At 64.3% G+C, this 26637-nt stretch carries 25 protein-coding genes and 2 pseudogenes; 13 read left to right on the forward strand and 14 right to left on the reverse strand.

The annotated features are described in order from the left end of the window. Nucleotides 1-119: 119 nt before the first annotated feature. The gene (locus X743_RS142920; protein ID WP_023768407.1) at nt 120-764 is read right to left on the reverse strand and encodes an arylesterase; all 645 of its coding nucleotides are present in this window, start codon (nt 762-764) and stop codon (nt 120-122) included. An 87-nt stretch (nt 765-851) separates the two neighbouring features. On the opposite strand from X743_RS142920, the gene X743_RS142915 reads away from it, so the two are divergent. The 4 genes and pseudogenes from X743_RS142915 (at nt 852) to X743_RS142905 (ending at nt 5809) form a co-directional block, all read left to right on the forward strand. Next, entirely contained in the window at nt 852-1547 is a 696-nt protein-coding gene (locus X743_RS142915) for an ABC transporter ATP-binding protein (RefSeq protein WP_023768408.1), read from the forward strand. A gap of 2 nt (nt 1548-1549) precedes the next feature. Next, nucleotides 1550-4116 (forward strand): annotated as a pseudogene (locus X743_RS01000000169420) (ABC transporter permease). 227 nt (nt 4117-4343) lie between these two features. Beyond that, nucleotides 4344-5117 carry a Bax inhibitor-1/YccA family protein gene (locus tag X743_RS142910; protein WP_023768411.1) on the forward strand — a complete coding sequence of 258 codons (774 nt, stop codon included), beginning with the start codon at nt 4344-4346 and terminating at the stop codon, nt 5115-5117. A 116-nt stretch (nt 5118-5233) separates the two neighbouring features. Then, a complete protein-coding gene (locus tag X743_RS142905; protein WP_023768412.1) occupies nt 5234-5809 on the forward strand; it encodes a GNAT family N-acetyltransferase in 576 nt (191 codons plus the stop codon). 221 nt (nt 5810-6030) lie between these two features. Here X743_RS142905 and X743_RS142900 read toward each other — a convergent pair whose 3' ends face one another. Then, complete coding sequence (locus tag X743_RS142900; RefSeq protein WP_013892225.1) at nt 6031-6417, reverse strand: DUF2794 domain-containing protein; 387 nt, start codon at nt 6415-6417, stop codon at nt 6031-6033. A 485-nt stretch (nt 6418-6902) separates the two neighbouring features. Here X743_RS142900 and X743_RS142895 point away from each other — a divergent pair, with 485 nt between their 5' ends. Further along, the gene (locus X743_RS142895; protein ID WP_023768415.1) at nt 6903-8288 is read left to right on the forward strand and encodes an FAD-binding oxidoreductase; all 1386 of its coding nucleotides are present in this window, start codon (nt 6903-6905) and stop codon (nt 8286-8288) included. A 7-nt stretch (nt 8289-8295) separates the two neighbouring features. Here the strand turns inward: X743_RS142895 and X743_RS01000000169425 are convergent. After that, a pseudogene (locus tag X743_RS01000000169425) lies at nt 8296-9088 on the reverse strand (thioredoxin family protein). Between the two features lie 178 nt (nt 9089-9266). On the opposite strand from X743_RS01000000169425, the gene X743_RS142890 reads away from it, so the two are divergent. Then, on the forward strand, nt 9267-9932 hold the full coding sequence (locus X743_RS142890) for a ceramidase domain-containing protein (protein ID WP_023768418.1): 666 nt from the start codon (nt 9267-9269) through the stop codon (nt 9930-9932). Between the two features lie 142 nt (nt 9933-10074). On the opposite strand, the gene acnA is transcribed toward X743_RS142890, so the two are convergent. Next, nucleotides 10075-12765 carry an aconitate hydratase AcnA gene (gene acnA, locus X743_RS142885; RefSeq protein WP_023768419.1) on the reverse strand — a complete coding sequence of 897 codons (2691 nt, stop codon included), beginning with the start codon at nt 12763-12765 and terminating at the stop codon, nt 10075-10077. 285 nt (nt 12766-13050) lie between these two features. Between acnA and ccmA the strand changes: the two genes are divergently transcribed. The 4 genes from ccmA to X743_RS142865 all read left to right on the forward strand — a co-directional run bounded on the left by ccmA (nt 13051) and on the right by X743_RS142865 (nt 15403). After that, a complete protein-coding gene (gene ccmA / locus X743_RS142880) occupies nt 13051-13659 on the forward strand; it encodes a heme ABC exporter ATP-binding protein CcmA (protein WP_023768420.1) in 609 nt (202 codons plus the stop codon). A 193-nt stretch (nt 13660-13852) separates the two neighbouring features. Beyond that, on the forward strand, nt 13853-14518 hold the full coding sequence (gene ccmB, locus X743_RS142875) for a heme exporter protein CcmB (RefSeq protein ID WP_023768421.1): 666 nt from the start codon (nt 13853-13855) through the stop codon (nt 14516-14518). Between the two features lie 139 nt (nt 14519-14657). Continuing rightward, nucleotides 14658-14831: a heme exporter protein CcmD gene (gene ccmD / locus X743_RS142870; RefSeq protein WP_023768422.1), complete on the forward strand. Its 174-nt coding sequence runs from the start codon at nt 14658-14660 to the stop codon at nt 14829-14831. Next, nucleotides 14828-15403 carry a DsbE family thiol:disulfide interchange protein gene (locus X743_RS142865; RefSeq protein ID WP_023768423.1) on the forward strand — a complete coding sequence of 192 codons (576 nt, stop codon included), beginning with the start codon at nt 14828-14830 and terminating at the stop codon, nt 15401-15403. Before ccmD ends, X743_RS142865 begins: the two co-directional genes overlap by 4 nt. A gap of 152 nt (nt 15404-15555) precedes the next feature. Here the strand turns inward: X743_RS142865 and X743_RS1000000171280 are convergent, their stop codons facing one another. Beyond that, on the reverse strand, nt 15556-15723 hold the full coding sequence (locus X743_RS1000000171280; RefSeq protein ID WP_013892234.1) for a hypothetical protein: 168 nt from the start codon (nt 15721-15723) through the stop codon (nt 15556-15558). 292 nt (nt 15724-16015) lie between these two features. Between X743_RS1000000171280 and X743_RS142860 the strand changes: the two genes are divergently transcribed. Together X743_RS142860 and X743_RS142855 are read left to right on the forward strand one after the other, a co-directional pair. Next, nucleotides 16016-16936, forward strand: coding sequence for an SMP-30/gluconolactonase/LRE family protein (locus X743_RS142860; RefSeq protein ID WP_013892235.1), 921 nt, complete (start codon nt 16016-16018; stop codon nt 16934-16936). A 179-nt stretch (nt 16937-17115) separates the two neighbouring features. Next, the gene (locus tag X743_RS142855) at nt 17116-17322 is read left to right on the forward strand and encodes a 4-oxalocrotonate tautomerase family protein (protein ID WP_013892236.1); all 207 of its coding nucleotides are present in this window, start codon (nt 17116-17118) and stop codon (nt 17320-17322) included. A gap of 168 nt (nt 17323-17490) precedes the next feature. On the opposite strand, the gene X743_RS142850 is transcribed toward X743_RS142855, so the two are convergent. The 9 genes from X743_RS142850 to X743_RS142815 form a co-directional block, all read right to left on the reverse strand. Next, entirely contained in the window at nt 17491-18024 is a 534-nt protein-coding gene (locus X743_RS142850) for an NADPH-dependent FMN reductase (RefSeq protein WP_023768424.1), read from the reverse strand. A gap of 41 nt (nt 18025-18065) precedes the next feature. Next, a complete protein-coding gene (locus X743_RS142845) occupies nt 18066-18686 on the reverse strand; it encodes a pyridoxamine 5'-phosphate oxidase family protein (RefSeq protein WP_023768425.1) in 621 nt (206 codons plus the stop codon). Nucleotides 18687-18757: 71 nt separating this feature from the next. Then, complete coding sequence (locus tag X743_RS142840; RefSeq protein WP_023768426.1) at nt 18758-19450, reverse strand: septation protein A; 693 nt, start codon at nt 19448-19450, stop codon at nt 18758-18760. A 51-nt stretch (nt 19451-19501) separates the two neighbouring features. Continuing rightward, entirely contained in the window at nt 19502-21505 is a 2004-nt protein-coding gene (gene ftsY / locus X743_RS0137085) for a signal recognition particle-docking protein FtsY (RefSeq protein WP_031258499.1), read from the reverse strand. A 12-nt stretch (nt 21506-21517) separates the two neighbouring features. Next, nucleotides 21518-22822, reverse strand: a complete 1305-nt coding sequence (gene mtaB / locus X743_RS142835) for a tRNA (N(6)-L-threonylcarbamoyladenosine(37)-C(2))-methylthiotransferase MtaB (protein WP_023768428.1) — start codon at nt 22820-22822, stop codon at nt 21518-21520. Further along, complete coding sequence (dapF, locus tag X743_RS142830) at nt 22822-23706, reverse strand: diaminopimelate epimerase (protein WP_023768429.1); 885 nt, start codon at nt 23704-23706, stop codon at nt 22822-22824. The genes mtaB and dapF overlap by 1 nt, the downstream gene beginning before the upstream one ends. A gap of 73 nt (nt 23707-23779) precedes the next feature. After that, nucleotides 23780-23941, reverse strand: a complete 162-nt coding sequence (locus X743_RS1000000171285; RefSeq protein WP_013892243.1) for a DUF1328 family protein — start codon at nt 23939-23941, stop codon at nt 23780-23782. Nucleotides 23942-24038: 97 nt separating this feature from the next. Then, nucleotides 24039-24605: a hypothetical protein gene (locus X743_RS142820; RefSeq protein ID WP_023768430.1), complete on the reverse strand. Its 567-nt coding sequence runs from the start codon at nt 24603-24605 to the stop codon at nt 24039-24041. A gap of 96 nt (nt 24606-24701) precedes the next feature. Beyond that, nucleotides 24702-25706 carry an MBL fold metallo-hydrolase gene (locus tag X743_RS142815; protein ID WP_023768431.1) on the reverse strand — a complete coding sequence of 335 codons (1005 nt, stop codon included), beginning with the start codon at nt 25704-25706 and terminating at the stop codon, nt 24702-24704. Between the two features lie 279 nt (nt 25707-25985). Here X743_RS142815 and X743_RS142810 point away from each other — a divergent pair, with 279 nt between their 5' ends. Beyond that, complete coding sequence (locus X743_RS142810) at nt 25986-26525, forward strand: protease inhibitor Inh/omp19 family protein (RefSeq protein ID WP_023768432.1); 540 nt, start codon at nt 25986-25988, stop codon at nt 26523-26525. The last annotated feature ends 112 nt before the right edge of the window (nt 26526-26637 follow it).

A 26637-nucleotide genomic window follows, 5' to 3' on the forward strand; every position in this document is an offset into this window, starting at 1 on the left:
CTTCCTCGAATCGAAACTGTCACCCGTAGCGAATCATCGATAATCAAATGGAGCAAGTGGTTTGTTGGTCGCAGGTCCTTAACTAAGCTTCCGCAGCGGAAGTTGTTCCGGTTCGATCCTTACGAAGCTTTCGGGGCAGCCGCGATGGCCTTCTCGACCGTCGGCAGGATGCGCTCGACCATCCGGTCGATACCTTTGACGCTCGGATGCAAGCCATCCTCGAGCTGCATGCCGGGCTCTCCAGCGACGCCGTCGAGGAAGAATGGATAAAGGTCGATGTCGTATTTCTTCGCAAGGCCCGGGAAAATGGCGTCGAAGGCGTTCTGATAGTCGGCGCCGAGATTGGGCGCGGCGCGCATGCCGGCCAGCAGCACCGCGATCTTGCGCTCCTTCAACTTGGCCAGCATCTCGTCGAGGTTCTTCCTGGTTATGTCGGGCGCGACGCCGCGCAGCATGTCGTTGGCGCCAAGTTCGAGGATGACCAGCCGCGTGCCGTCGGGCACCGACCAGTCGAGCCGCGCCAGGCCGCCGCTGGTGGTGTCGCCCGAAACGCCGGCATTGGCGACAGCCACATCATGGCCCTTGGCACGAAGGGCTGCCTGCAATTTGTCGGTAAACCCCTCGTCGGGTCCGAGGCCGAAACCCGCCATCAGGCTGTCACCGAAGCCGACGATCTTGAAAGGCTCGGCGCGCGCCGACGAAATGGCGCCGCAAATGGCGAGGAAAACGATCAGGCCTGCGGCAATGCGGCGTTTGAAAGACATGCGGCAGGCCCCATATGAGCAACGAATTCTTCCCGCGACGGCTTCCGGCAAGCAGAGCCTTCCCCTCCCATATAGGACGCTTTCATTTTGACAGAAGCCGTCATCGAGTTGAAAGACGTATCCCTGAGGCTCGGTGAAGGCGCTTCCTCCGTCCATGTGCTGAAGGGCATCAGCCTCGAGGTGGCGCGCGGCGAAGCGACCGGCATCGTCGGTCCGTCGGGCTCCGGCAAGTCGACCTTGCTGATGGTGCTGGCAGGCCTGGAGCGGATCGATTCGGGCACGGTACGGATCGCCGGCGAACTGCTCAACGGCAAAAGCGAGGATCAGATTGCTTCGTTTCGTGGCCGAAACATCGGCATCGTGTTCCAGTCCTTTCACCTCATTCCCAACATGACGGCGCTCGAAAATGTCGCCGTGCCGCTCGAGCTGGCCGGCCACGCCGATCCGTTTTCGGTGGCGGAGCGGGAACTGGCGGCGGTTGGCCTCAGCGATCGCGTCACCCATTATCCCGGCGAACTTTCGGGCGGCGAACAGCAGCGCGTGGCGATTGCCCGGGCGCTGGCGCCGTCGCCGCGCATCCTCATCGCCGACGAGCCGACCGGCAATCTCGACCAGGCGACGGGGCGGCAGGTCGCCGATCTCCTGTTCGCCAAGGCGGCCGAGCGCGGCATGACGCTGGTGCTGGTCACCCATGATCCGTCTCTTGCGGCGCGCTGCTCGCGCCAGGTCTCGATGCGCTCCGGCCTGATCGAGGACGCGCCCTTGCTCAAAGTGACGGCCTAGCCATGGCGGAAAAGGCTGACTGGTCGCGGACCTTTTCACTCGCCGTCCGCTTCTCGCTGCGCGAAATGCGCGGCGGCCTTTCCGGCTTCCTGATCTTCCTCGCCTGCATCGCGCTTGGCGTCGCGGCGATCGGCGGCGTCAATTCGGTGGCGCGCTCGATCAGTGCCGGCGTCGCCAGCCAAGGCCAGACGCTGCTAGGCGGCGACCTTCGCTTCCAGATCAACCAGCGTGACGCCAGCCCGGCCGAACGCGGCTTCCTCGACGGGCTGGGCGCGGTCTCGCGCACCGCCAGCATGCGCTCGATGGCGCGCCTGGCCGACGGGTCCGACCAGGCGCTGGTCGAGGCCAAGGCGGTCGACGACGCCTATCCTCTCTATGGCGCGCTGGAAACCGCGCCGGCGCTGACGGAACAGGAATTGTTCGGCAGGCAATTCGGCGTTTTTGGTGCGGCCGCGCCCGATCTCTTGTTCGAGCGGCTGCATGTCAAGCTCGGCGACCGGCTGAAGCTCGGCACCACCACATTCGAACTGCGCGCCAGGCTGGTCACCGAGCCGGATGCCGTGTCCGACGGTTTCGGCTTCGCGCCGCGGCTGATGATCTCTACCGAGGCGCTGGCCGCCACCGGGCTGGTGCAGCCGGGCAGCCTGGTCGAGAACGCCTACAAGATCCGACTGCCGGCTGACGCCGACGAAGCGCGGCTGAAAGCCATCCAGGACCAGGCGGCAAAGGATTTTCCCGAGGCCGGCTGGTCGATCCGCACGCGCGGCAATGCAGCCCCGGCGCTGTCGGCCAACATCGAGCGGTTTTCGCAGTTCCTGACGCTGGTCGGGCTGACGNGACGGCGCTGGTGGTCGGCGGCGTCGGCGTCGCCAATGCGGTGCGCGCCTATCTCGATGGCAAGCGCGGCGTCATCGCCACGTTCAAGAGCCTTGGCGCTTCCGGCGGCTTCGTCTTTACCGTCTACCTCGTGCAGATCCTGATCATCGCGGCCCTTGGCATCGTGCTCGGCCTTGTCATCGGGGCGCTGATGCCGTTCGCGGCGAGTGCGGCCCTGCAGTCCGTCATTCCGGTGCCGGCGCAAGGCGGTTTTTATCCCGGCGCGCTCGGCATGGCCGCGCTGTTCGGGCTGCTGGTGACGCTGGCTTTCGCGCTGCTGCCGCTCGGCCGCGCCCGCGACGTGCCGGCGACCGCGCTGTTCCGGGAGATGGGGATGGAAGGCCGTGGCCGGCCGCGCCTCGTCTACGTCGCTTCGGCGCTTGGCATCGCGCTGTTCCTGGCGGCGTTGGCGATCCTGTTCTCGGGCGACCAGCGCATCGCCTCGATCTTTGTCGGGGCCACGATCTTCGCCTTCCTGGTGCTGCGCCTCGTCGGCGCGCTGGTGCAGTGGGCGGCGAGGAAGAGCCCGCGTGTGCGCTCCGTGGCGCTCCGGCTTGCCGTCGGCAACATCCACCGGCCCGGCGCCTTGACGCCGTCGGTGGTGCTGTCGCTGGGACTCGGGCTGACGCTATTGGTGACGCTGGCGCTGATCGACGGCAATCTGCGGCGGCAGATATCCGGCAACCTGCCCGAGCGGGCGCCGAACTTCTTCTTCGTCGACATCCAGGGCAGCGATGTCGATGCGTTCTCCGCCCTGATCGGCAAGGAAGCGCCGCTGGGCACGCTGGCCAAGGTGCCGATGCTGCGTGGCCGGGTGATGGCGCTGAACGGCGTCGACGTCGACAAGGTCAAGGTGCCGGCCGAAGGCGCCTGGGTGCTGAAAGGCGATCGCGGCCTCACCTATGACGCGAAACAGCCTGAAAACGCGACGCTGACCGAGGGCAAATGGTGGCCGGACAATTATTCCGGCGAGCCGCTGGTCTCGTTTTCGGCGCAGGAGGGCAAGGAAATCGGGCTGAAGCTCGGTGACACCGTCACCGTCAATGTTCTCGGCCGCAACGTCACGGCCAGGATCGCCAGTTTCCGCCAGGTCGAATGGGAGACGATGGGCATCAATTTCGTCATGGTGTTCTCGCCCAACACATTCACTGGCGCCCCGCATGGGTGGATGGCGACGCTGACCGAAAAGAGCGCCACGACGGCCGACGATGCGCGCATCCTCAATGCCGTCACCCGCGCCTTCCCGGCGGTGACGACGGTGCGCGTGAAGGATGCGCTCGATGTCGTCAACCGGCTGGTCGGCCAGCTCGGCACGGCGATCAGGGCCGCAGCCGGGGTGGCGCTGATCGCCTCGGTGCTGGTGCTGGCCGGCGCGCTCGCCGCCGGCAACCGGGCGCGCATCCATGACGCGGTGGTGCTGAAGACGCTTGGCGCGACCAGGCGAACGCTGATAACGGCATTCTCGCTGGAGTACATGCTGATCGGATTGGCCACGGCACTCTTCGCGCTGGCGGCCGGCGGGATCGCGGCCTGGTACATCGTCGCCCGCATCATGACCCTGCCATCGCATTTCATGCCGGAAGTGGCGGTCGCAACCATCGTCTTCGCGCTGGTGATCACGGTCGGCATCGGTCTTGCCGGCACCTGGCGGGTGCTCGGCCACAAGGCGGCACCGGTGCTGCGCAACCTGTAAATTCAGGGCCGGAACGGCTATCCCAGGTTAAATCTTGGTAAGGATGCCGGCCAGAAAGCCCGGGAATCGGCATTTCGGCCTCTCACGAACCGTTACATCCGGTTACGGTCTTGTTCTTGACGCGAATAACCATCATATTTCGCCACAGGCATGCTGGAGCCCCGCCAGCGGCGCCTGGGTCCGGATGGACCTGACACCGGACGGGGCAGAAGCAATAGAGGACTCCAATGGCTGAACCCATTCGCAATTATCAGACGCGCGCCGTGCCCGGCGCCGGCGTCGATATCGATCAGGGCCTGCGCGCCTACATGGTCAAGGTCTACAATCTGATGGGGCTTGGCCTCCTCATCACCGGCCTTGCCGCTGTCGGCACGATCATGCTGGCCACCACCACCGATCCGGCCTCGGCTGTCGCAACGCTGCCGAGCGGTGAAATGCTGACCTCCTTCGGCTACGCAATCTTCGGCTCGCCGCTACGCTGGGTGGTGATTCTAGCCCCGCTGGCCGCGGTGATGTTCCTGTCGTTCCGCGTCCAGTCGATGAGCGTTTCGGCGGCGCAGACGACGTTCTGGGTCTATGCCGGCCTCGTCGGCCTGTCGCTGTCGTCGATCTTCCTGGTCTACACCACGGCAAGCATCGCGCAGACCTTCTTTGCCACCGCCGCCGGCTTCGGCGCGCTGTCGCTCTACGGCTACACGACCAAGCGTGACCTGACGGCGATGGGCTCGTTCCTGATCATGGGCGTGTTCGGCCTGATCATCGCGATGGTGATCAACATCTTCCTGCAGTCGTCGGCGCTGTCCTTCGCCGTTTCGGCGATCGGCGTGCTGATTTTCGCCGGCCTCACCGCCTATGACACGCAGAAGATCAAGGAGATGTATTTCGAGGGTGATGCTTCCGATGTCGCCGGCCGCAAGGCCATCATGGGCGCGTTGAGGCTCTATCTCGACTTCATCAACCTGTTCATGTTCCTGCTGCAGTTCATGGGCGACCGCCGCTGAGGCACGCTTCATGGTCTGACTGGACCATCGGGTTTGGAAGGGCGGCCCAACAGCCGCCCTTTTCTTTTGCGCGGCCTTTGCTGTTATCGAAGGCAAATGAAAGGCCTGTGTAAAGAATGAGCAATATTGCGATCCGGCCGGCGACCTCGGCCGACCTCGACGCCATCACCGAAATCTATGCCGATGCGGTGACGAACGGCACGGCGAGCTACGAACTGGAGCCGCCCAGCCGCACCGAAATGGGCAAGCGATTCGACACGCTGACGGCCGGCGGCTTCCCCTATCTGGTAGCGGAAAAGCATGGCGCCGTGCTCGGCTATGCCTATGCCGGCGCCTTCCGCCCGCGCCCGGCCTATCGCTTCGTCGTCGAGGATTCGGTCTATGTCGCACCTGACGCCAAGGGCCAAGGCGTCGGCCTCAGACTGATGCAAAGCCTGATCGCGGCGGTGGAGGCGGCGGGCTTCCGCCAGATCGTCGCGGTGATCGGCGACGGCCGTCCCGACAGCGCCTCGGTCAAGCTGCATGAAAGGCTCGGCTTCCGCCATTCGGGCCGCCTCGAGGGCTCCGGCTACAAGCACGGCCGCTGGCTGGACACGGTGTTCATGCAACTGCCGCTGAATGGCGGTGCATCGCTCCCGCCCGCCGCTGATTCGCTGCCGGAGCGGAGGTTTCGCGAGGGCAGGGGGAATTGAGGAATGGAGAACTGAGGAATTGGAGAATTGAAGAACAAAGAGGAACTGAGGAATTGAAGAATTGAAGAACAAAGAAGAAGGCGGATCATCAGGCGCTGAGTGCCTTTTTCCTCAGTTCCTCAGTTCCTCAGTTCCTCAGTTCCTCAGTTCCTCAGTTCTTCCTCAGTTCCTCAGTTCCTCAGTTCCTCAGTTCCTCAGTTCCTCAGTTCCCCAATTCCCCCTCAGGCCTCAACAACCTTCAGCTTGCTGTCGAATACGCCAAGCACGCGACCGAGTTCCTGGCCGCGCTTGAGGATGCGGCCGCCGGCGGCGATGACGGCGAAGGCGCCCTGCTTGCGCGCCAGTTTCGGGTCCTTGACGATCTGGAAAAGCGGCACTTCGCTGGCGCGGCGGAAGACGGAAAACACGGCGCGGTCCGTGAGATGGTCGATGGCGTAGTCGCGCCATTCATTGGCGGCGACCATCCGTCCGTACAGCCTCAGGATCTGGTCGAGCTCGCGCCGCTCGAAGCGCACCGGCTGGTCGAGGCGCTCGCGTCGGGCCTCGTGCAGCGGGATCAATATTGCGGATGCGTCCCCATCCCCCATCCCGCCGCTGTCATCAGTCATGCCTCGATCCTTCGAAAATGAATCTTTGCCAACCAAAGTTGGCCCCTTCGCCATCGAATTGCAAGAGCCGGCGAAGCAGCGCCAGCGACGCGCCGTTTCGGTCACGTCCAGTCACATTTGCGAACCGCATGTTGGAATTGGTGATGCTTCGCCACATTTCTGCCTTTTTTTATCCGCGCTCGTGCCCCAATCTCCGACGAATTTACCGGCGTTGCCTGAGACGGTTCGGTCCGGCACCGGCTCGTAAACCCCAAGCCCCCCGCCCACGGGTCTGCGTCGGATCGAACCAACCTCGGCTTTTCCTTGGAAAAGCCGGGTGCGACGATCCCAAAACCTAAATGACCGACGTCAGAAGCAAGCTGACGTCGGTTTTTTCATGCCCGCGTCGCCGCGACGGCGGATTTCCCCTATCGAGAGCCTTGTTTGCCGGCCGATGACGACAAGGCCGATCTGGCGCGAGCGCAAAAAGTTCGGAAGAAAAGACAATGCAAGCCAAGCACAATGGCGACGTGTCGTTCTGGTATGCCGATATCGGCGGCATCCCGGCCTATCGCCCTGCGCTGCCCGGCGACATCGAGGCCGATATCTGCATCGTCGGCGCCGGCTACACCGGATTGTGGACGGCCTATTACCTGAAGAAGGCGCAGCCCTCGCTGCGCATCGCCATCGTCGAGAAGGAGTTCGCCGGCTTCGGCGCCTCGGGCCGCAACGGCGGCTGGCTGTCGGGCGGCTTCAGCTGGTCGCGCGAGAAATATGCGGCGTCCTCGTCGCGAGGCGCTGTCATCGACATGCAGCACGCCATGTTCGGCACCGTCGACGAAGTGATCTCGGTGACGCAGGCCGAGGGTATCGATGCCGATATCCGCCGCGTCGACAACATCATCGTGGCCACCAACACCGCGCAGCTGCAGCGCGCCAGGGCGGAATACGATGAGCTCCTGCGCTGGGACATGCCACCGGAGAGGCTGGCCTTCCTGGACGCAGGGCAAGCGCGCGAGCGCATCGCCATCGACAAGGTGCTGGGCGGCTTCGTCGTCCGCAACGTCGCCCGTGTGCAGCCGGCCAAGCTGGTGCAGGGCCTGGCGGCGGCGGTCGTGCGATCAGGCGTTCCGATCTATGAGCAGACGCAGGTTCTGGCGATCGAAAAAGGCAAGGTGACCACCGATCGCGGCATCGTGCGCGCCGAAAAGATCCTGCGTGCCACCGAAGGGTTCACGGCCGGCATTCCCGGCCTCAAGCGCCTCTGGCTGCCGTTGAACAGCGCCATCGTGGTGACCGAGCCGCTGCCGCAAAAGCTCTGGGACACGATCGGCTGGAGCGGCTACGAGGTGCTGGGCGATGCCGCGCACACCTATTGCTACGCGCAGCGCACCCGGGAAGGCCGGATCGCCATGGGCGGCCGTGGCGTGCCCTACCGTTTCGGTTCGCGCACCGACATGCGCGGCCAGACCCAGCAGGCGACCATCGACCAGCTGCACGAGATCCTGACCAGGCTGTTGCCGCAGACCAAGGGCGTGCGCCTCGACCACGCCTGGTGCGGTACGCTCGGCGTGCCGCGCGACTGGTGCACCACCTGCGGCTTCGATCGCGAGACCGGCATCGGCTGGGCCGGCGGCTATGTCGGGCTCGGCGTTTCCAGCTCGAACCTGTCGGGCCGCACCTTGCGCGACCTCGTGCTCGGCCACGACACCGAACTGACCCGGCTGCCCTGGGTCAACCGGACAGTCAAGAAATGGGAGCCGGAACCGCTGCGCTGGCTCGGCGTCCACTCCATGTACCAGCTCTATCGCATCGCCGACCAACGTGAAGCAAACGGCCTCGGGCGCACGTCCCGCCTCGCCGCTTTCGCGGATCGCCTGACCGGGCATTGAAGTCCTTTCAAGGCTTGTGAATGAAGGCGGCGCCGACAATGGGGCCGGGCATGCCGTCCTTGCCGGCCGACTGCAAGAGCACGGCGCAGCCGCCCTTCTTGACGATCTCGCTTATCGGCAATTCATAGCGCTGCGCCTTGCCGTGCCACATGCCGGCGGTCTGGATGCCGGTAACCGCATTCCAATAGGTCATCTTGCGGCCGGAGTTCTCGCCCTGGGCGATCTTGATCGTTTGCGGCGGCTCGAAATAGACGATGACGACATGGGCGTCGCTGGGGCCGGTGCCGGCATCGCCGGCATCGATGATCACACNTGATCACACGGTCGCTGGTCCGGCTGACCTTGATGGCGACGCGCATGCCTTCGCCGGATCTGGCCATTCGGGCGAGCGCGCCGTCGACCTCGGTGCGATTGGCGCCGTTGACATGGATGCGGCCATTGAGCACCGCCTGCGGCGTATAGACGGAGCGGCTGCCGAAGGCGCGCATATAGTCGTACTGCCGCTCGGTGTTCTCCTTGCGGCTCAGCGTGTCCTTCCAGCCGAGATAGTCCCAGTAGTCGACGTGATAGGCGAGCGCGACAATGTCGTCCTTGGTGGCGAGTTCGGCGAAGAAGGCATCGGCCGGGGGACAGGAACTGCAGCCCTGGCTGGTGAACAGCTCGACCACGCCGAGCGGCTTGTCGGCCTGGGATTCCGCATGCATTTTCTCGGATTCGCTGGCATGGCCAGCACCGGCAACCGCCGAGAAGGCCAGCGCAAGGGCTGCCAGCCACAGGGATCTTCGCGAGGCCATGACCATTCCAATTCCCGCCGGTGATGCCGGCTTTGTTCTGATTTGCTGAAATATGTGGCAGAAGCCGAAGTCAACGGGAAGTCACGTTGCGGTGAAATTTTGCCATTGCAGCCGCAGGTAAGGTCGCAATAGGAGTGGGCACTGCATTTCACTACGCGGTTCGATTCGGGCTGGGATCATCACCATGTGGCAAACTCTCCTGACCCCTGTCGATCTCTATTGCGAGCGGACCGGTTCTGGACTTTGGGCCGAGCCGACGAATGCTTTGACCAACCTCGCCTTCATCGCGGCGGGATTATGGGGTGTGCTCGAAGTGCGGCGGCACAAAACCGGCACCTTCGCGCAAGTGCTGGCCTGGTGGGTGGTGGCGATCGGCATCGGCTCGACGATCTTCCATATCTTTGCCACACGGGGCACGATCTGGGCCGATATCCTGCCGATCGCAAGCTTTACCCTGGCCTACACGCTGTTCAACCTGCGTCGTTTCCTCGGCATGGAGTGGGGCAAGGCGATCGCGGTCTTCGTCGTCTTCTACGCGGTTGTCGGGCTGATCACCTTCGCCGTGCCGGACTGGCTGCGCCAGGCATCGAACGGCACGACGGGCTATCTGCCGCCGTTCCTGGCGCTCGCCTTCTTCGGCGTCTGGGTAACGGTGAGCGGCAACCGCGCCGGCTGGTACAATCTGGCCGGTTCGGCGATCTTCGTGGTGTCCGTCATCTGCCGCATGATCGACCCGATGGTCTGCGGCAGCTTTCCGCTCGGCACACATTTCCTGTGGCACATCCTGAACGGGCTGATGCTCGGCGTGCTGCTGGCGGCGGCAGCGCGGTATGGAGAATTAAGGGAATAGGGCAGTAGGGCAGTAGGGAAGAGAAGCGAGCGGCGGGACGACTTTTCCCTACTGCCCTACTGCCTTACTCCCTTACTCCCTTACTCCCTTACTCCCTTACTCCCTTACTCCCTTACTCCCTTACTCCCCTACTCCCTTGCCGCTACGCGGCTAGATCGCGCAGCACGTATTGCAGGATGCCGCCGTTCTTGAAGTAGTCGAGCTCGTCCAGCGTATCGATGCGGCAGATGATCGGCACGTTCTTCACCGTGCCGTCGCCATAGGTGATCTTGGCGTTCATCGTCTGGCGCGGCTTGATGGTGCTCAGGCCGTCGATCTCGACCACCTCGTCGCCCTTGAGGTTGAGTGAGGCCCATGAGGTGCCTTCCTCGAAGACGAAGGGAATGACGCCCATGCCGACCAGGTTCGAGCGATGGATACGCTCGAAGGACTGGGCGATCACGGCGCGGACGCCGAGCAGGTTCGTTCCCTTGGCCGCCCAGTCGCGCGAGGAGCCGTTGCCGTATTCGACGCCGGCGAAGATGACCAGCGGCACGCCTTCCTTCTTGTACTCCATCGCCGCGTCGTAGATCGCTTCCTCTTCCTTCGACGGGTAGTGGATGGTGTAGCCGCCCTCGCGGCCGTTCTCGCCCAACATGTGATTGCGGATGCGGATGTTGGCGAAGGTGCCACGCATCATCACTTCATGATTGCCGCGGCGCGTGCCGTACTGGTTGAAGTCCGCGACGCCGACGCCGTGGTCGGTGAGGTATTTGCCGGCCGGCGACGCCGCCTTGATCGAGCCCGCCGGCGAGATGTGGTCGGTGGTGATCTTGTCGCCGAACAGGCCGAGCACGCGGGCGCCCTTGATGTCGCCGATCTTGCCGAAACCAGCGGTCATGCCGGCGAAATAGGGCGGGTTCTGCACATAGGTCGAGTTGTCGTCCCAGGCATAGGTCTGGCCTTCCGGCGCCTTGACGTTCTGCCAGTATTCGTCGCCCTTGAAGACGTCGGCATATTTGCGGGCGAACAGCTCGCGGGTGACGTTCTTCTCGATGAACTCCTGGATCTCGGTCGAGCTCGGCCAGATGTCCTTAAGGTAGACCGGATTGCCATTCTTGTCCTCGCCGAGCGGCTCGGTGGTCAGGTCCCTGGTGACGGTGCCGGCCAGCGCATGCGCGACGACCAGCGGCGGTGACGCCAGGTAGTTCGCCTGCACGTCGGGCGAGACGCGGCCTTCGAAATTGCGGTTGCCGGAGAGCACCGCGGCGGCAATCAAGCCCTTATCGTTGATGGTCTTGGAGATCGGCGCCGGCAGCGGGCCGGAATTGCCGATGCAGGTGGTGCAGCCGAAGCCGACAAGATTGAAGCCGATCTGGTCGAGCTCCTTCTGCAGGCCGGATTTCTCCAGATACTCGGCGACCACTTGGCTGCCGGGCGCCAGCGAGGTCTTCACCCACGGCTTCTGCTTGAGGCCGAGGCGGTTGGCGTTGCGCGCCAAAAGACCGGCGCCGATCAGCACGCTCGGGTTCGAGGTGTTGGTGCAGGATGTGATGGCGGCGATGACGACGTCGCCATGGCCGAGATCATGGTCGGTGCCTTCGACGGCGTAGCGCTTGGAGATTTCGGCCGCCTTCTTGTATTCGGTCTCCATCGCCTTGGCGAAGCCGGCTGGAATGCCTTCAAGCGCGACGCGGCCTTCGGGGCGCTTGGGGCCGGCCATCGACGGCACGACGCTGCTCAGCTCGAGTTCGAGCAGGTCGGTGAAGACCGGGTCGGCCGAGCCGGCCTCGCGCCACATGCCTTGCGCCTTGGAATAGGCCTCCACCAGCGCGATGCGGCTTTCCTCGCGGCCGGACATTGTCAGATAGCGGATGGTTTCCGAATCGACCGGGAAGAAGCCGCAGGTGGCGCCATATTCGGGCGCCATGTTGCCGATGGTGGCGCGGTCGGCCAGCGTCATGTTGGACAGGCCAGGGCCGAAGAACTCGACGAACTTGCCGACGACGCCCTTCTTGCGCAGCATCTGGGTGACGGTGAGCACCAGGTCGGTGGCGGTGACGCCTTCCTTGAGCTTGCCGGTGAGGCGGAAGCCGATGACTTCGGGCAGCAGCATGGAGACCGGCTGGCCAAGCATGGCCGCCTCGGCCTCGATGCCGCCGACGCCCCAGCCGAGCACGCCAAGGCCGTTGATCATGGTGGTGTGCGAATCGGTGCCGACGCAGGTGTCCGGGTAAGCGGTGGTTTCGCCGTCCTCGGTGTTGGTCCACACCACCTGGCCGAGATATTCGAGATTGACCTGGTGGCAGATGCCGGTGCCCGGCGGCACGACGCGGAAGTTGCGGAACGCCTGCTGGCCCCATTTCAGGAACTTGTAGCGCTCCTCGTTGCGCTCGTATTCGAGCTCGACATTCCTGGCGAAGGCCATCGGCGTTCCGAACTCGTCGACGATGACGGAATGGTCGATGACGAGATCGACGGGCACCAGCGGGTTGATCTTCTGCGGGTCGCCACCGAGCGAAGCCATGGCGTCGCGCATGGCGGCCAGATCAACCACGGCGGGAACGCCGGTGAAATCCTGCATCAACACCCGGGCCGGGCGGTAGGCGATCTCGACGCCGGCCGTGCCCTTGTCGGTCAGCCAGCCGGCGACCGCCTGGATACTGTCCTTGGTGACGGAGCGGCCGTCCTCGTTGCGCAGCAGATTTTCGAGCAGCACCTTCATCGAATAGGGCAGCTGGGCGATGCCGGTGAGGCCGTTCTTCTCGGCCTCGACGAGGTCGAAATAGACATACTCGGCGCCGCCCGCGGTCAGGGTGCGGCGGCAGTTGAAGCTATCGAGGGATTTTGACACGTGCGATCCGTCCTTGTCTGTTCAGCCTGAAAGGGAACGGACGCCGATGGCATGCAATCACGCGCAAAGGTGCGGGTACGGCCATTTCCGCTGTCCGTTCCCAAGCAACCCGAGCCGTTCAAGGCGGCGCGTGCGCTGGTTCGGCGCAAATTCTGTTCCCGCGCCGACCGCTGGCACGGATGCACCGCATATAGAGAATTTTCTGGAATAGTTCTAGACAGTTGCGGAGCAAATTTGTGCGATGCGGCAGCGCTCGCGAAACATTGATTTCAGGGCAGGCGAGGGATGCGGCTGATCGCCGAAAATCTGGGCGGCGAACGCGGCGGCGAGACGGTGTTTTCCGGCGTCGGTTTTGCGCTCGACCAAGGCCAGGCGCTGGTCGTCACCGGGCCGAACGGATCGGGCAAATCGACCTTGCTCAGGATCGTCGCCGGGCTGTTGCCGGTGGCCGAAGGGCGGTTGCTCCTCGAAGGCGGCGGCGAGGTTTTTCCGTCCATTGCCTCGGCCTGTCATTACCTTGGCCACCAGAACGCGATGAAGCCGGCGCTGAGCGTGGCGGAAAACCTGCGCTTCTGGCGCGATTTCAACGGTGGCGGAGACGTCGGCGTCGACGAGGCGCTGGAGACCGTCGGGCTGGGCGGCATCGGCCATCTGCCGTTCGGCTATCTCTCGACAGGACAGAGGCGGCGCGCGGCGATTGCCAAGCTTCTGGTCAGCCAGCGGCCGCTGTGGCTGCTCGATGAGCCGACGGCGGGGCTGGACAAGGCTTCGGAGGCGCGGTTTGCGGGGCTGATGGCGAAGCATTGCGCCGAGGGTGGGATGATTGTCGCGGCGACGCATCTGCCGTTGGGATTGGATGGGGCGAAGACGTTGGTGATGGGGGAAACAGATTGATGATTGTGCGAGGCACCCCCCTCTGTCCTGCCGGCCATCTCCCCCGCAAGGGGGGAGATCGGAAGTTGTCTCGGCCTTCGCCAATCTTCAACGTTCAAAGGCTGGGGAGCCGCATGAACTGCCAATCTCCCCCCTTGCGGGGGAGATGGCCGGCAGGCCAGAGGGGGGTGCCTGGGCGCCGGCATCTCACATCATGCTAGCCCTCTTCGCCCGCGACATCCGCCTCAACATCCGCGCCGGCGGCGGCGCTTTGACCGGCGTCATCTTCTTCCTGGCCGTCATCGCCACCATTCCGTTCGGCGTTGGACCGGACCTGAAGCTGCTTTCCCGCATCGGCCCGGCGATATTGTGGATCGGGGCGCTGCTGTCCTGCCTGCTCGGGCTCGACCGGCTGTTCCAGGCCGATCGCGAGGATGGCTCGCTCGATCTCCTGGTGCTCGGCAACGACCGGCACATGCTGGCGCTGACGGTGCTGGTGAAATGCCTGGCGCATTGGGCTGGCAGCGTGCTGCCGCTGGTGGTCGCGGCTCCCTTGCTCGGGCTGTTCATGAATATGGAGCCGCTGGCGATAGGCGCCACGGCGCTGACGCTGCTGGTCGGCACGCCGGCGATTACCTTCATCGGTGCCGCCGGGGCGGCGGTGGCGGTGGCGCTGCCGCGCGGTGGGCTCTTGATCTCGGTGCTGGTGCTGCCGCTGACCATACCGGTGCTGATCTTCGGCGTTTCGGCGAGCTATGGCGCCACGGCCAATCCCGATCCGTTCTTGCAACCCTTCCTCATTCTTGCCGCGCTGACACTGTTTCTTGCTGTGCTGGGGCCGGTGTCGGCGGCGCTGGCCTTGCGCCACGGTACGGATTGATGCGGCAGTACAAGCCTGCTGAAGACCAAGGGCCTGAGGACTGCGGCGCGGCGTCCGATTGCGAAGCTGCCGATGCGCGGCTAAGGGGAAGCATGATCGAACGACGGTTGAATGGAGACGCTGCAATGGAGCGGACCGCATGAGCGCGCATGCGCTCTATGTCGCCGCGGCCTATGCCATCACCGCGTTGGTCCTGGCCGGGTTGATCGGCTGGATCCTGTTCGACCAGCGGGCGCGCAAGCGCGAGCTCGCCGAACTCGAAGCGGCCGGCGTGAAGCGCCGTTCCGACAAGACGGGCGCGGCAAAGCCGTGAGTGGCGAAACCGAAACACCGTCACGCAGCCGGCGCCTGTTCGTGCTCTTGCCGCTGCTGGTCTTCCTCGGCCTGGCAGGACTGTTCCTGTCGCAGCTATTGTCGGGACGCGATATTTCGGAAGTGCCGTCGGCGCTGATCGGCCTGCCGGCGCCGCAGACCAACCTGCCGGCACTGGAAGGGTCGAACCTGCCGGGGCTCGATTCCAAGACCTTCGCCGGCAAGGTCACGCTGGTCAACGTCTTTGCGTCGTGGTGCGCGCCATGCCGCGAAGAGCACCCGGTGCTTCTGGCGCTGTCGCAGGACAAGCGGTTCGTGATGGCGGCGCTGAACTACAAGGACCGGCCGGAGAACGCCCGACGGTTCCTCGGCGATCTCGGCAATCCGTTCCAGGCCATCGGTGTCGACGAAGCCGGCCGTGCGGCGATCGACTGGGGTGTCTATGGCGTGCCGGAAACCTTCGTCATCGGCAAGGACGGCAAGATCGCCTACAAGCATGTCGGCCCGCTGACGGCGGAGACGGCAAGGGATTTGTTGCTGCCACAGATCGACAAGGCATTGGCGGCGCATTGATATTCAGTTGATGCCGGCCTGAAAACGGCGGCTTCCTGCGCTTCCGGTGCTCACGTACGAAAAGTACGCTCCGCTCCGGTTCTCAGAATCCACCGTTTTCGTCTCGGCCTGACCTGAATCTCAACGCGCCGGGGTGGCGCAAGGTCAAGAACTCAGCCGTAGATCTGCTTGTGGATCTGGTAGAGCATTTCCGAGCGGTCGGCGCGCATGTCGGCGAGGTCGCGGCTGGAAAAGCTGTCGATTTCGGCGACGAGGCGGTTGTAGTGCTTGCGCTTGGCGATGCTGGTGCGAGCGCGGGTCATGAGATCGTTGAAGATCATAGCAAGGGTCCTTCTGTGCCGCATTCTGGCGGCGGGTTCTTCCTCCCTTGGCAGTACGGAACATGACATAGTATTGGTGCGTTGCAAAAAGAAGATGTTGCAATGCACCATTGCGCGCAGCGCATAGCCGGTTAATCGGGTCCTAAAGCGCGTTCGGGTCGGCGGCGTGTGCCGAGCCAGGTCGACCGGCTGCTTCCTCTCCGTTTTGTCATACAAATTGCAGGCGTCCCGTCTTGCCATATCGATCGCGGACTGGCTTGATCCGGCGTCACGTGATGCCGGGAGGAAATGCATGGCGGCCGCAGACTATTACGAAATTCTCGATCCGCGCTTCGCGCGCCTGTTCAACGGCAACGCGCAGGTGGAAAAGCTGTTCACCGGATGCCGCTGGGCGGAAGGACCGGCCTGGTTCGCCGCCGGCCGCTATGTCGTCTGGTCCGACATCCCGAACAACCGCATGCTGCGCTACGACGAGACGGACGGCAGCGTCAGCGTCTTCCGGCAGCCGTCGGGCAATTCCAACGGCAACACCGTCGACCGGCAGGGCCGGCTGGTGACGTGCGAGCACTCCGGCCGCCGCGTCAGCCGTACCGAGCATGACGGCTCGGTCACAACGATTGCCGCCAAATGGAAGGGCAAGCGGCTGAACTCGCCTAACGACGCGGTGGTGAAGTCCGACGGTTCGATCTGGTTCACCGATCCGACCTACGGCATCGACACCGACTATGAGGGCGACAAGGCCGAGAGCGAGATTGGTGCCTGCCACGTCTACCGGGTCGATCCCGATACCGGCGAGATCGAGGCGGTCATCACCGATATGGTGAGACCGAACGGCCTCGCCTTTTCGTTGGACGAGAGCCTGCTCTATGTCGTCGACACCGGCCGCACGCATGGCGCCGAGAACCCGGCGCATATGCGGGTCTTCAATGTCGGCAAGCACGGGAAGAAGGTGTCGGGCGGCAAGGTCTTCGCCGACTGCACGGCCGGCCTGTTCGACGGTTTCCGGCTCGACGCGGACGGGCGCATCTGGACCAGCGCCGCCGACGGCATCCATTGCTACGATCCGGACGGCACGCTGATCGGCAAGGTCAAGGTGCCGGAGGTGACCGCCAATTGCGTGTTCGGCGGCAACAAGCTGAACTGTCTCTACATCGCCGGCACCACCTCGCTCTACATGGTGCGGCTGATGGTGAACGGAGCCAAGACTTTTTGAGTGAGACCGTTTGGAAATTCTACTCTGACGGCCATCTGAAGGCGTTTTCTGCGCTTCCGGTGCTCACGTACCCAAACGTACGCTCCGCTCCGGTTCTCGAAACCACCATCATATGACTCGCCAGAGCGAATTTCGAAACGGTCTCTCAACGGCGTTAGCCATTTGAAGGGGAGGACGTCATGCCATTCGTCAACATCCGCATCGTCAAGGAAGTGATCGCCGCCGATCCGGCAGGCAAGAAGGCTGACATCGCCAAGAAAGTCACGGCCGCCATCATGGACGCCACCGGGCTCGGCAATGACGATGTCTGGGTGGTGTTCGAGGAGGTCAACGCCCGCGACTGGTATGTCGGCAAAACCGATGTCGAGACGCTGCGGAAGGGGTAGGTCTTCCCTTCTCCCCTTGTGGGAGAAGGTGGATCGGCGCGTCAGCGCCGAGACGGTTGAGGGGTGGGTGACGGAATGCCGTCGGCGCCAAGCTGGAACACCCCTCATCCGACCGAGCTTCGCTCGGCCACCTTCTCCCGCAAGGGGAGAAGGAAGAGCGGGCGCCATTCAACGTGCGCGGATAAAGCCCGCGAAAGCCGAAAGCGCGTCGCGCATCGCCAGCACATTCGCCGGCTCAGCCAAAATAGCCTCTACCTCCTGCGGCTTCTTCCCCAGCAGCGCAATCTCCAGCACCGCGTCCTCATAAAGCGCGAACGACATGGTGCGCATGATCTCGGCCAGGGCGGCGCGGGCGTAGAGCGAGCGCGGCGAGGCGTGCGCCAGCATGGCCGGCTTGGCGACGGCCGCGTCGCGCGACACCAGCCAGTCGAGCGCGTTCTTCAGCCCGCCCGGCACGCCATGGGCATATTCGGGACAGGAGACGATGATGCCGTCGGCGGCGGTGACGGCGTCGATCAGCTCGGAGGCTGCGTGCGGTGTCCGCTCGCCCTCGTCGTCGGGATTGAAGATCGGCAAGCGGCCAAGCCCGTCATAGACGGTGACGCGGCATCTGGCCGGCGCGTTGCGCGCCAATGCTTCGACCAGGGCCGAATTGGTGGAGGCCGCCCGCAGGCTGCCGGAAATGGCGAGGATGTTCAGCACAGTCGGTGAGGCCAGTTCGGACGAATCGTGTCCGGAAAAGCCTACCACATGGACTGCTTGTATTCGTCGTCCAGCCAGCGGTCGGTCGCCTCGGCCGAATCGGCTAGTGCCAGCTGGTCGCGCAAGATCTGGCCGAGTGTCGGCAGCGTCGCGCGGTCGTACCAGGTCTCCGGCTTCCACAGGTCGGAGCGCATGAAGGCCTTGGCGCAATGCATGTAGGTGGCCTTGACGGTGACGACGATGACGCTTTGCGGCTCCTTGCCATCGACGGAAAGGCGCTCGCGCAAACCCGCGTCGACGGTGATGCGGGCATCGCCATTGACGCGCAGCGTCTCATTCATGCCGGGAATGAGGAAAAGCAGCCCGACCGAGGGATTACGCAGGATGTTTTCCAGCGTGTCCAGCCGGTTGTTGCCGGGCCGGTCTGGAATGGCGATGGTCCTGTCGTCGAGAACGACGGCGAAGCCCGGCTTGTCGCCCTTCGGCGTTACGTCGGAATTGCCTTCGCCATCGGAGGAGCCGATCAGCACGAACGGGCTCTTGCCGATGAAGGAACGGCAATGGCCGTCGAGCGCCTTCAATTCCTTGCGAATCGAACCATCGGTCGGCCGCGGCGTCTTGTAGATGGTCCGCAGTTCCGCGCGCGTGCTGACGAATTCCATGACCCTCTCTCCCATTTGGTTCTTGAGGCAATTCACTAGGGAAGGCGTTACGCGCTTTTCCTGGAATTGCTCTACTTGCCGGCCTTTTCTTCCCCGCCGGCCTTCTGTTCTCCACTTGCCTTGTCGTCCAGCGAATGGCGCAGGATCAGCGGCATTTGGCTGAAGGTGAACAGAAGCGTGATCGGCATGATGCCCCAGACCTTGAAGGTAACCCAGGCATCGGTGGAAAAATTGCGCCACACCACTTCATTGACGATGGCCAGGAACAGGAAGAACAGGCCCCAGCGGAAAGTGAGCTTGCGCCAGCCTTCGGCGTCGAGCTTGAAGGCGGATTCGAAGACATAGCCGAGCAGCGACCGGTCGAAGAACAGTCCGCCGAGCAGCACGCCGCCGAACAGTGTGTTGACGATGGTCGGCTTCATCTTGATGAAGATGTCGTCCTGCAGATAGAGCGTCAGCGCGCCGAAGATGAAGACGACGACGCCGGACACCAACGGCATGATCGGCAAGCTGCGAATAAGCAGCCATGACACGACCAGCGCGATGGCCGTGGCGGCCATGAAGAGACCGGTGGCGACGAAGATCGGACCGCCGAACTCCGCCAGCACCGGGAATTTCTCCACCAGCCACGGGCCGCGCGCATTGGCAAAGAAGAAGACCAGCAAGGGACCCAGCTCCAGCACCAGCTTGAGTACGGGATTGACGCCTTCCTTCTTCTCTTTCTGCGGGTCGGACGGGTCGCGTTCGAGAATGGGTGGGTTCATGATCTTCCTTCTTACGCACGATCCCGTTCAAAAATTTTCGGGATCATGCCGCTATGCAACTCCAGCGATCGCCCTGGCGAATTCGCTTGCCGAGAAAGGTTCGAGGTCGTCGACCTGTTCGCCGACGCCGATGAAATAGACCGGCAATTTGTGCTTCGCCGCGATCGCCACCAGAATACCGCCGCGCGCCGTGCCGTCCAGCTTGGTCATCACCAGTCCGTTGACGCCGGCGACATTGCGGAAGATCTCGACCTGATTGAGCGCGTTCTGGCCGGTGGTGGCGTCGACGGTTTGCAGCACGGTGTGTGGCGCTTCCGGATCGAGCTTGCCGAGCACGCGGACGATCTTTTCCAGTTCCGCCATCAGCTCGGTCTTGTTCTGCAGGCGGCCGGCGGTGTCGATGATCAGCACGTCGGACCCGGCTTCCTTCGCCCGCTCGAAAGCATCGTATGCGAGGCCGGCGGCATCGGCGCCGAGCTTGGAGGCGATGACCGGCGAGTTCGTGCGCTCGCCCCAGATCTTGAGCTGTTCGATCGCGGCAGCGCGGAAAGTGTCGCCGGCGGCGAGCATCACCGACAGGCCGCCATCGGTCAGCTTGGCAGCGAGCTTGCCGATGGTCGTGGTCTTGCCGGTGCCGTTGACGCCGACCACCAGGATGACATGCGGCTTGTGCGAGAGGTCGAGCTCCAGCGGCATGGCGACGTGGGTCAGCACCTTCTCCACCTCGGCCGCCATGATGGCGCGCACTTCGGTGTCGGAGACGTCCTTGCCGTAGCGGCTGGAGGCCAGAGCATCGGTGACGCGCAAGGCCGTCTCCATGCCGAGGTCGGCGCGGATCAGCACGTCCTCCAGATCCTGCAGCGTCTCCTCGTCCAGCTTGCGCTTGGTGAAGACGCCGGCGATGTTGCCGGTGAGCTCGCGCGAGGAGCGGGCAAGCCCGTCGCGCATGCGCTGGAACCACGAGCGCCTCGGCGCCGGCTCCGGCGCCTTCACCGGTTCGGCCTTCTGCTCGACCTTCTTGGTGACAGTCACTTTACCCGGGGCGGGTTTGGGCTCCGGTCGTGGCTGGACGGGCTGCGCCTCGACCGGTGCAGATATAGCGTCGGGCGGCGTGCGCTTTACCTCCCCCTCGATGGGGGAGGTCCCGAGCGCAGCTCGGGGGTGGGGGTGACTAGCGCCAGCGTCGGCGCTATCACCCCGCCCCGCCGCTTCGTGGCGACCCTCCCCATCGAGGGGAGGGTGGGGCGTTGGCGCTTCTTCCTTCTCCCCGTCACTATACGGGGAGAAGGTGCCGGCAGGCGGATGAGGGGCGGCGCTGGCTTCTGAAATTGGTTGAGCGGAAGGCGCGGCCGGCGGCACCTCTACCGGCGGCGTCTCGGCTGGAATCTCGGCAGGCGGCACCGGCACTTCGACGGGCGCTGGCTCCGGCGGTGTCTGCGGGCGCGATGGAACGATTTCCGGCTCGGCAGGCGCGGGAGCAGGAACTTCTTGCGGCTGTGGCTCGGGAACGGGCTCCGGAACCGCCGGGGGTACCGGAATTTCCTCAGGCGCCGGCGGCTCCGGGGTCTCTGGCGCGGGTGCCGGCTCCTCGTCCGGCTCGGGCTCGGGCAGCGGTTCCGGTTCGGATGGAACCGTCGGCTCGGGCGAGGGCGGGATGGTGGGCGCCGGCTCGGGCTTTACCTCCCCCTCGATGGGGGAGGTCCCGAGCGCAGCTCGGGGGTGGGGGTGACTGGCGCCGGCGTCGGCGCTGTCACCCCCCCCCCCCCCCCCCCNGGTGGGCGCCGGCTCGGGCTTTACCTCCCCCTCGATGGGGGAGGTCCCGAGCGCAGCTCGGGGGTGGGGGTGACTGGCGCCGGCGTCGGCGCTGTCACCCCTCCCCGCCACTTCGTGGCGACCCTCCCCATCGAGGGGAGGGTGGGGCGCAGGCTCGGCCGCCGGCTTCAGTGCGTCCAGCGCATCCCATTTGATCGGCGGGAGGGGCGCGGTCTCGTCGATCCGTTCCTCGACAATTTCTTTCTTGCCGAACGAAAATATCTTCTTGAAAAAACCAGCCATGCCTTGCGTTTCTCAGGCGGCGCAAGCGGCAAGCGGGGCCGCGATCAGCCGCGCGCCATCGTGGCCAGTAATTGTCGCTTCGACGATCTCGCCCGGGCTGCCGGCGCCGAGTGCGGCAAGGGTGAAGCCTTCGGTGCGGCCAAGCCCGTCATGCTCGATCAAGATCGACTGGCGGGTGCCGGGAAGTGACGAGAGGTGACGGCGATAGGCGGCTTCGCCGGCCGCGCGCAGCCGGGCGGCGCGCTGCTTGACCACCTCGCGGCGCAGCTGCGGCATGCGTGCGGCGGGCGTGCCTTCGCGCGGGCTGAACGGAAAGACGTGGAGATGGGTCAGGCCGCATTCGGCGACGATGTCTATCGAGTTCTCGAACATGTCGTCGGTCTCGGTCGGGAAGCCGGCGATGATGTCGGCGCCGAAGACGATTGCAGGGCGCAGCTTGCGCACATCCTCGCAGAAGCGGATCGACTGGTCGCGCAGATGGCGGCGCTTCATGCGCTTCAGGATCATGTCGTCGCCCGATTGCAGCGACAGATGCAGGTGCGGCATCAGCCTGGGCTCGGTGGCGATGGCGTCGAGCAGGTCGTCGTCGGCCTCGATGGAATCGATCGACGACAGCCGCAGGCGCTTCACGTCCGGCACCTGCCTGAGGATCGTCTTCACAAGCTTGCCGAGCTTGGGCGCACCCGGCAGGTCGGCGCCAAAAGACGTCATGTCGACGCCGGTCAGCACGATCTCGGCATAACCGTTGCCGGCGAGACGCTTGACCTGCTCGACCACGGCGCCCATCGGCACCGAGCGCGAATTGCCGCGGCCGTAAGGGATGATGCAGAAGGTGCAGCGATGGTCGCAGCCATTCTGCACCTGGACGAAGGCACGCGCCCGGCCCTCGATGGCGTCGACCATGTGGCCGGCGGTCTCGCGCACCGAGAAGATGTCGTTGACGCGGGCCTTCTCGGTGTCGTTGACGCCAAAGTCCGGCAGTGCGCGATAGGCGTTTGCCTTCAGCTTCTCCTCATTGCCAAGCACGAGATCGACCTCGTCCATGGCGGCGAATTTTTCGGGCTCGGTTTGCGCAGCGCAGCCGGTGACGATGATGCGCGCCTTCGGGTTGTCGCGGCGCGCCTTGCGGATCGCCTGCCTGGCCTGGCGCACGGCCTCGCCGGTGACGGCGCAAGTGTTGAAGATCACGGCACCGCCGTCCAGCGCGCCGAGACCCGCGGTTTCGGCCTCGCGCCGCATCACTTCGGATTCATAGGTGTTCAGCCGGCAGCCGAAGGTCACCACGTCGATGCGGCTGGGGGCCTCAGCAACCGACATCAGGCCGCGCTTTCGGTGTCGCGGGCCCAGGCGCCGGTCGAGGGATCGAAGCTGCCGGAAAATTCCCATTCGGCGGCACCGGTCAGGATGACATGGTTGTCGTCGCGCCATTCGACATGCAGCGTGCCGCCGCCGGGGGTCAGCAGGCTGACGCTGCGCCCGGTCCGCCTGGTGCGGGCCGCTGCCACCACGGCGGCGCAGGAGGCGGAGCCGCAGGCCTTGGTCAGGCCGGCGCCGCGTTCCCAGGTGCGAATGATCATGCTCTCGGGCGACGTGACCTGCGCGATGGTGATGTTGGCGCGTTCGGGGAAGATCGGGTGGTTCTCGAGCAGCGGGCCGAAACGGTCGAGCTCGTAGGACCAGACGTCGCGGTCGACCCAGAAGATGACGTGCGGGTTGCCCATCGAGACGGCGGAGGGGGAATGCAGCACCGGTGCGTCGATCGGGCCGATCTGCAATTCGATCATGCGGGTGTCGCGGAATTCTTCGGCCAGCGGAATGTCCTGCCAGCCGAAACGCGGCATGCCCATGTCGACCGAGATCGAGCCGTCGGCATGTTCACTGGCGTTGAGGATGCCGGCGACGGTCTCGAAGGTGAAGCTCTTCTGGCCGGTCTCGGCGGCGAGCGCCTGGACGACGCAGCGCATGCCGTTGCCGCAAGCCTGTGCACCGGTGCCGTCGGAATTCAATATGTCGATGAAAAAGGCGGTGCCCAGCGTCCTCGCATCGTGGATCGCCATTATCTGGTCGAAGCCGGTCGCGGCATCCGCGTTGAGCGCGATCGCCGCGGCCGCCGTCACCCGATCGGCGCGGCCGCGCATGTCGGCGACGATAATCTCGTTGCCGATGCCGTTCATCTTGGCGAAAGGGGTCGTGCTTGCCATCGCTCCGAAAGGTTCCGTGTCCGTTTGGCGCTATATGGCGGAAACGGGCGGGAATTACCAGTGCGCAGCCGCTTTACGTCACCGCGAAGACCCCAAACAAGATCAGCAGGAAGATGATGAGCACGATACCGATAAGGATGCGCGCGCCAGTGGCTGCGGCCCCGGCCAACGCCGGCATGCCGAGCAGGCTGGCGGCGGCGGCGATGATCAGGAGAATGATGATCCATCTGAGCATGGAAATGCCTCTCGAGCCGACAGATTTTGTAACTGCATGAAAACGCTGCTGTCGTGCTTGGGTTCCGTCGCTCGCGAGGGAATGTCAGCGGCGAAACCTAGCCGGCGATCTCGATGTCGGTGCTGAACGGCCCCGTCTTGCTCGAATTCTCGTCGTGCATGAGGAAGTCGCAGCGGTATTTGCCGGGCGGCAAGCCATCGAGGGACAAGTCCAGCTTGAAGAACAGCTCGCGGTTGCGCGAGCGCGAGGCGACCTGGACGCGGCTGATCTTCTCCATTTTGCCGAGTTCCTCGCCGGATGCGGAGACCACGGTCAGGTCGACCGAAAGCGAGATCTGCTTGTTGCCGAGCCCGTCGGAGCCGTAACCGTAGCCGACCGGCTCCATGTAGAGCACGATCTTCTCGCCGGGTTTGTAGATGTGGTTCGCGCGCTCGGTGTAGATGCCGAAACCCGCCGCCGTGTCGACGTGCTTGACGTTGAGCACGGCGAGCGGCATCGCCTCCCACAGCGCGTCTTCGGCGCCGCGGAACTTTTCCAGCGCGCCGGCGGAATCACCGGACTGGAGCAGCTTTTCCGCTTCGGCGGCACGGTCGCCGATCTCACCGGCAAAGGCCGTCGAGGTGGAGATTGCGGCGGCCATGAGGGCTGCCAGGACTGTTTTCATGAGACGCGACTCCGTTCCTCGAAACATCACGACATCATGGTGGGCGAAAACCGGCGTGAGGTAAACGCCAATCCTGGCAGATGCCAAGGCCTGACCTCAGGGCACGTTCCAGACTTCGCCGGGCCGCAAGGCGCGAAAGCGCTCCGGCGGCAGCTGCTCGGCCGCAAGCGCCTCGGCCAGCCTCCGGACCGGCTCGTCGATCGGCTCATCGGTGAGCTGGAAGGTGCCCCAGTGGCAGCCGGCGGCGAAAGCCGCATTGCACAGTTTCATGCCTTGCACCGCTTCCTCCGGGTTCTGGTGCTGGGGTGCCATGAACCAGCGCGGCTCGTAGGCGCCGATCGGCAGGATGGCGAAGCGGAAGCCGCCATGCTTGTCAGCCATCAGCTGGTAGTTGATGCCATCGTGGAAGCCGGTATCGCCGGCGAAATAGATCTTGCCGTCCGGTGTCTCAACAACGAAGCCGGCCCACAGCGCCATGCGACGGTCGCGCGCGCCGCGCGCCGACCAATGATGCGCCGGCTCGACATGGACGGCAACGCCATTGCCGATGTCGATCCTGTCGCCCCAGTCATGCGCCGCCAGCCGCATGCCGGGAACCGCTTGGCCAATCAGCATGTCATTGCCGAGCGGAGTGATCAGCAGCGGGTCATGGCCGACTTTCAACTGCCTGAGCGTGGCGAGATCGAGATGGTCGTAATGATTGTGGCTGACCAGCACGAGGTCGATGGGCGGCAAATCGGCAAAGGCGACGCCCGGCGGGTTGACGCGCTTCGGTCCGGCGAAGGAAAACGGCGATGCGCGTTGCGACCAGATCGGATCAGTGAGGATGTTCAGCCCAGCGGTCTGGACCAGCAGCGTGGCGTGGCCGATCATGGTCACCGCGAGGTCGGCACCTTCGACCTTCGTTGCCGGCCTTGCCTGCGGAAAAGGGCTCGGATCGGCCGCGGGCCACTTCGCGCGTTGGCCGTTGAACTGCCATTTGAGCGCGTCGGCGAAACGCCCGGGCGGCTGGCCGCCAGGATTGAAGAAGAGGGTGCCATCGAAATGGTCGCTGGGCGGGCCGCTGTAATAGCGGTTGGCGTTTTTCTTCCTCGCGGCCAACGTCTGCGCTCCAGCGGATTTCGGCCCCTAGACATAGGATCTGCGCCGATTCGTGCAAGCAGCCGTCACGAGAATGACAGGGATGGACGCTTCTCCATTCGTGATCGTCGAGGCCGAACGGCGAAACTCCGGTCCATGTCATTGCGATAAATTTGCAACAAATATTGCTGCAAACCCTATTTTAACCATATCGGGTTGAAATTTCGCCACCTTCTCCATCTTGGTGGAGGTGAGATTGCGCGGACGGCATCCCCCCAGCCGGATCCGACGGAGGTTGTAATGAATTTTTCGAAAAGCGGTCTGGTGGCCGTATCGTTGGCAGCGCTTTTTGCGGGCGGCTGCTCGACCTCACGCTTCTCGTCGATGGACGACCAGCAGCCGGCGCCGCTGCAGCCGGCCCCGGCTGGCCAGGTGACCTCGAACCAGCTGCCGCCGCCGGCCGCGCCCGGCACCACCGACCCAGCGCAATTCCCGACAGCGCCGGCGAACACGCAGGTCGCGTCCTTGCCGCCGGATGGCACAGCGCCGGCAGGGGCCGCGGACCTCAGCGCGGCCAGCGTCGCCGGCGTATGGAACGTCAGCGTTGCCGGCCAGAGCTGCAAGGTAGCGACGCCGCAGACCAAGTTCGGCGCCGGCTTCCGCGCCGGGCCGCTGCATTGCCCGGCGCCGATCGACGGCATCAAGTCCTGGAATGTCGCCGGCAAGCAGTTGACGCTCTATGACGAGAATGGCGGTTCGCTGGCGCGGCTCTATTCCTCGGGCGGCTCCAAATTCGACGGCCAGACTTCCAGCGGCCAGCCGATTTCGCTTACAAGGTAGGCTATGTATGCCGATATTCAGGTGATGCCGGCCTGCGAACGGCAGTTTTCTGCGCTTCCGGTGCTCACGTACTTTAAGTACGCTCCGCNCGATATTCAGGTGATGCCGGCCT

Origin of the sequence: Mesorhizobium sp. LNHC232B00, from assembly GCF_000502435.1 — a bacterium.
GTDB classification, from domain to species: domain Bacteria; phylum Pseudomonadota; class Alphaproteobacteria; order Rhizobiales; family Rhizobiaceae; genus Mesorhizobium; species Mesorhizobium opportunistum.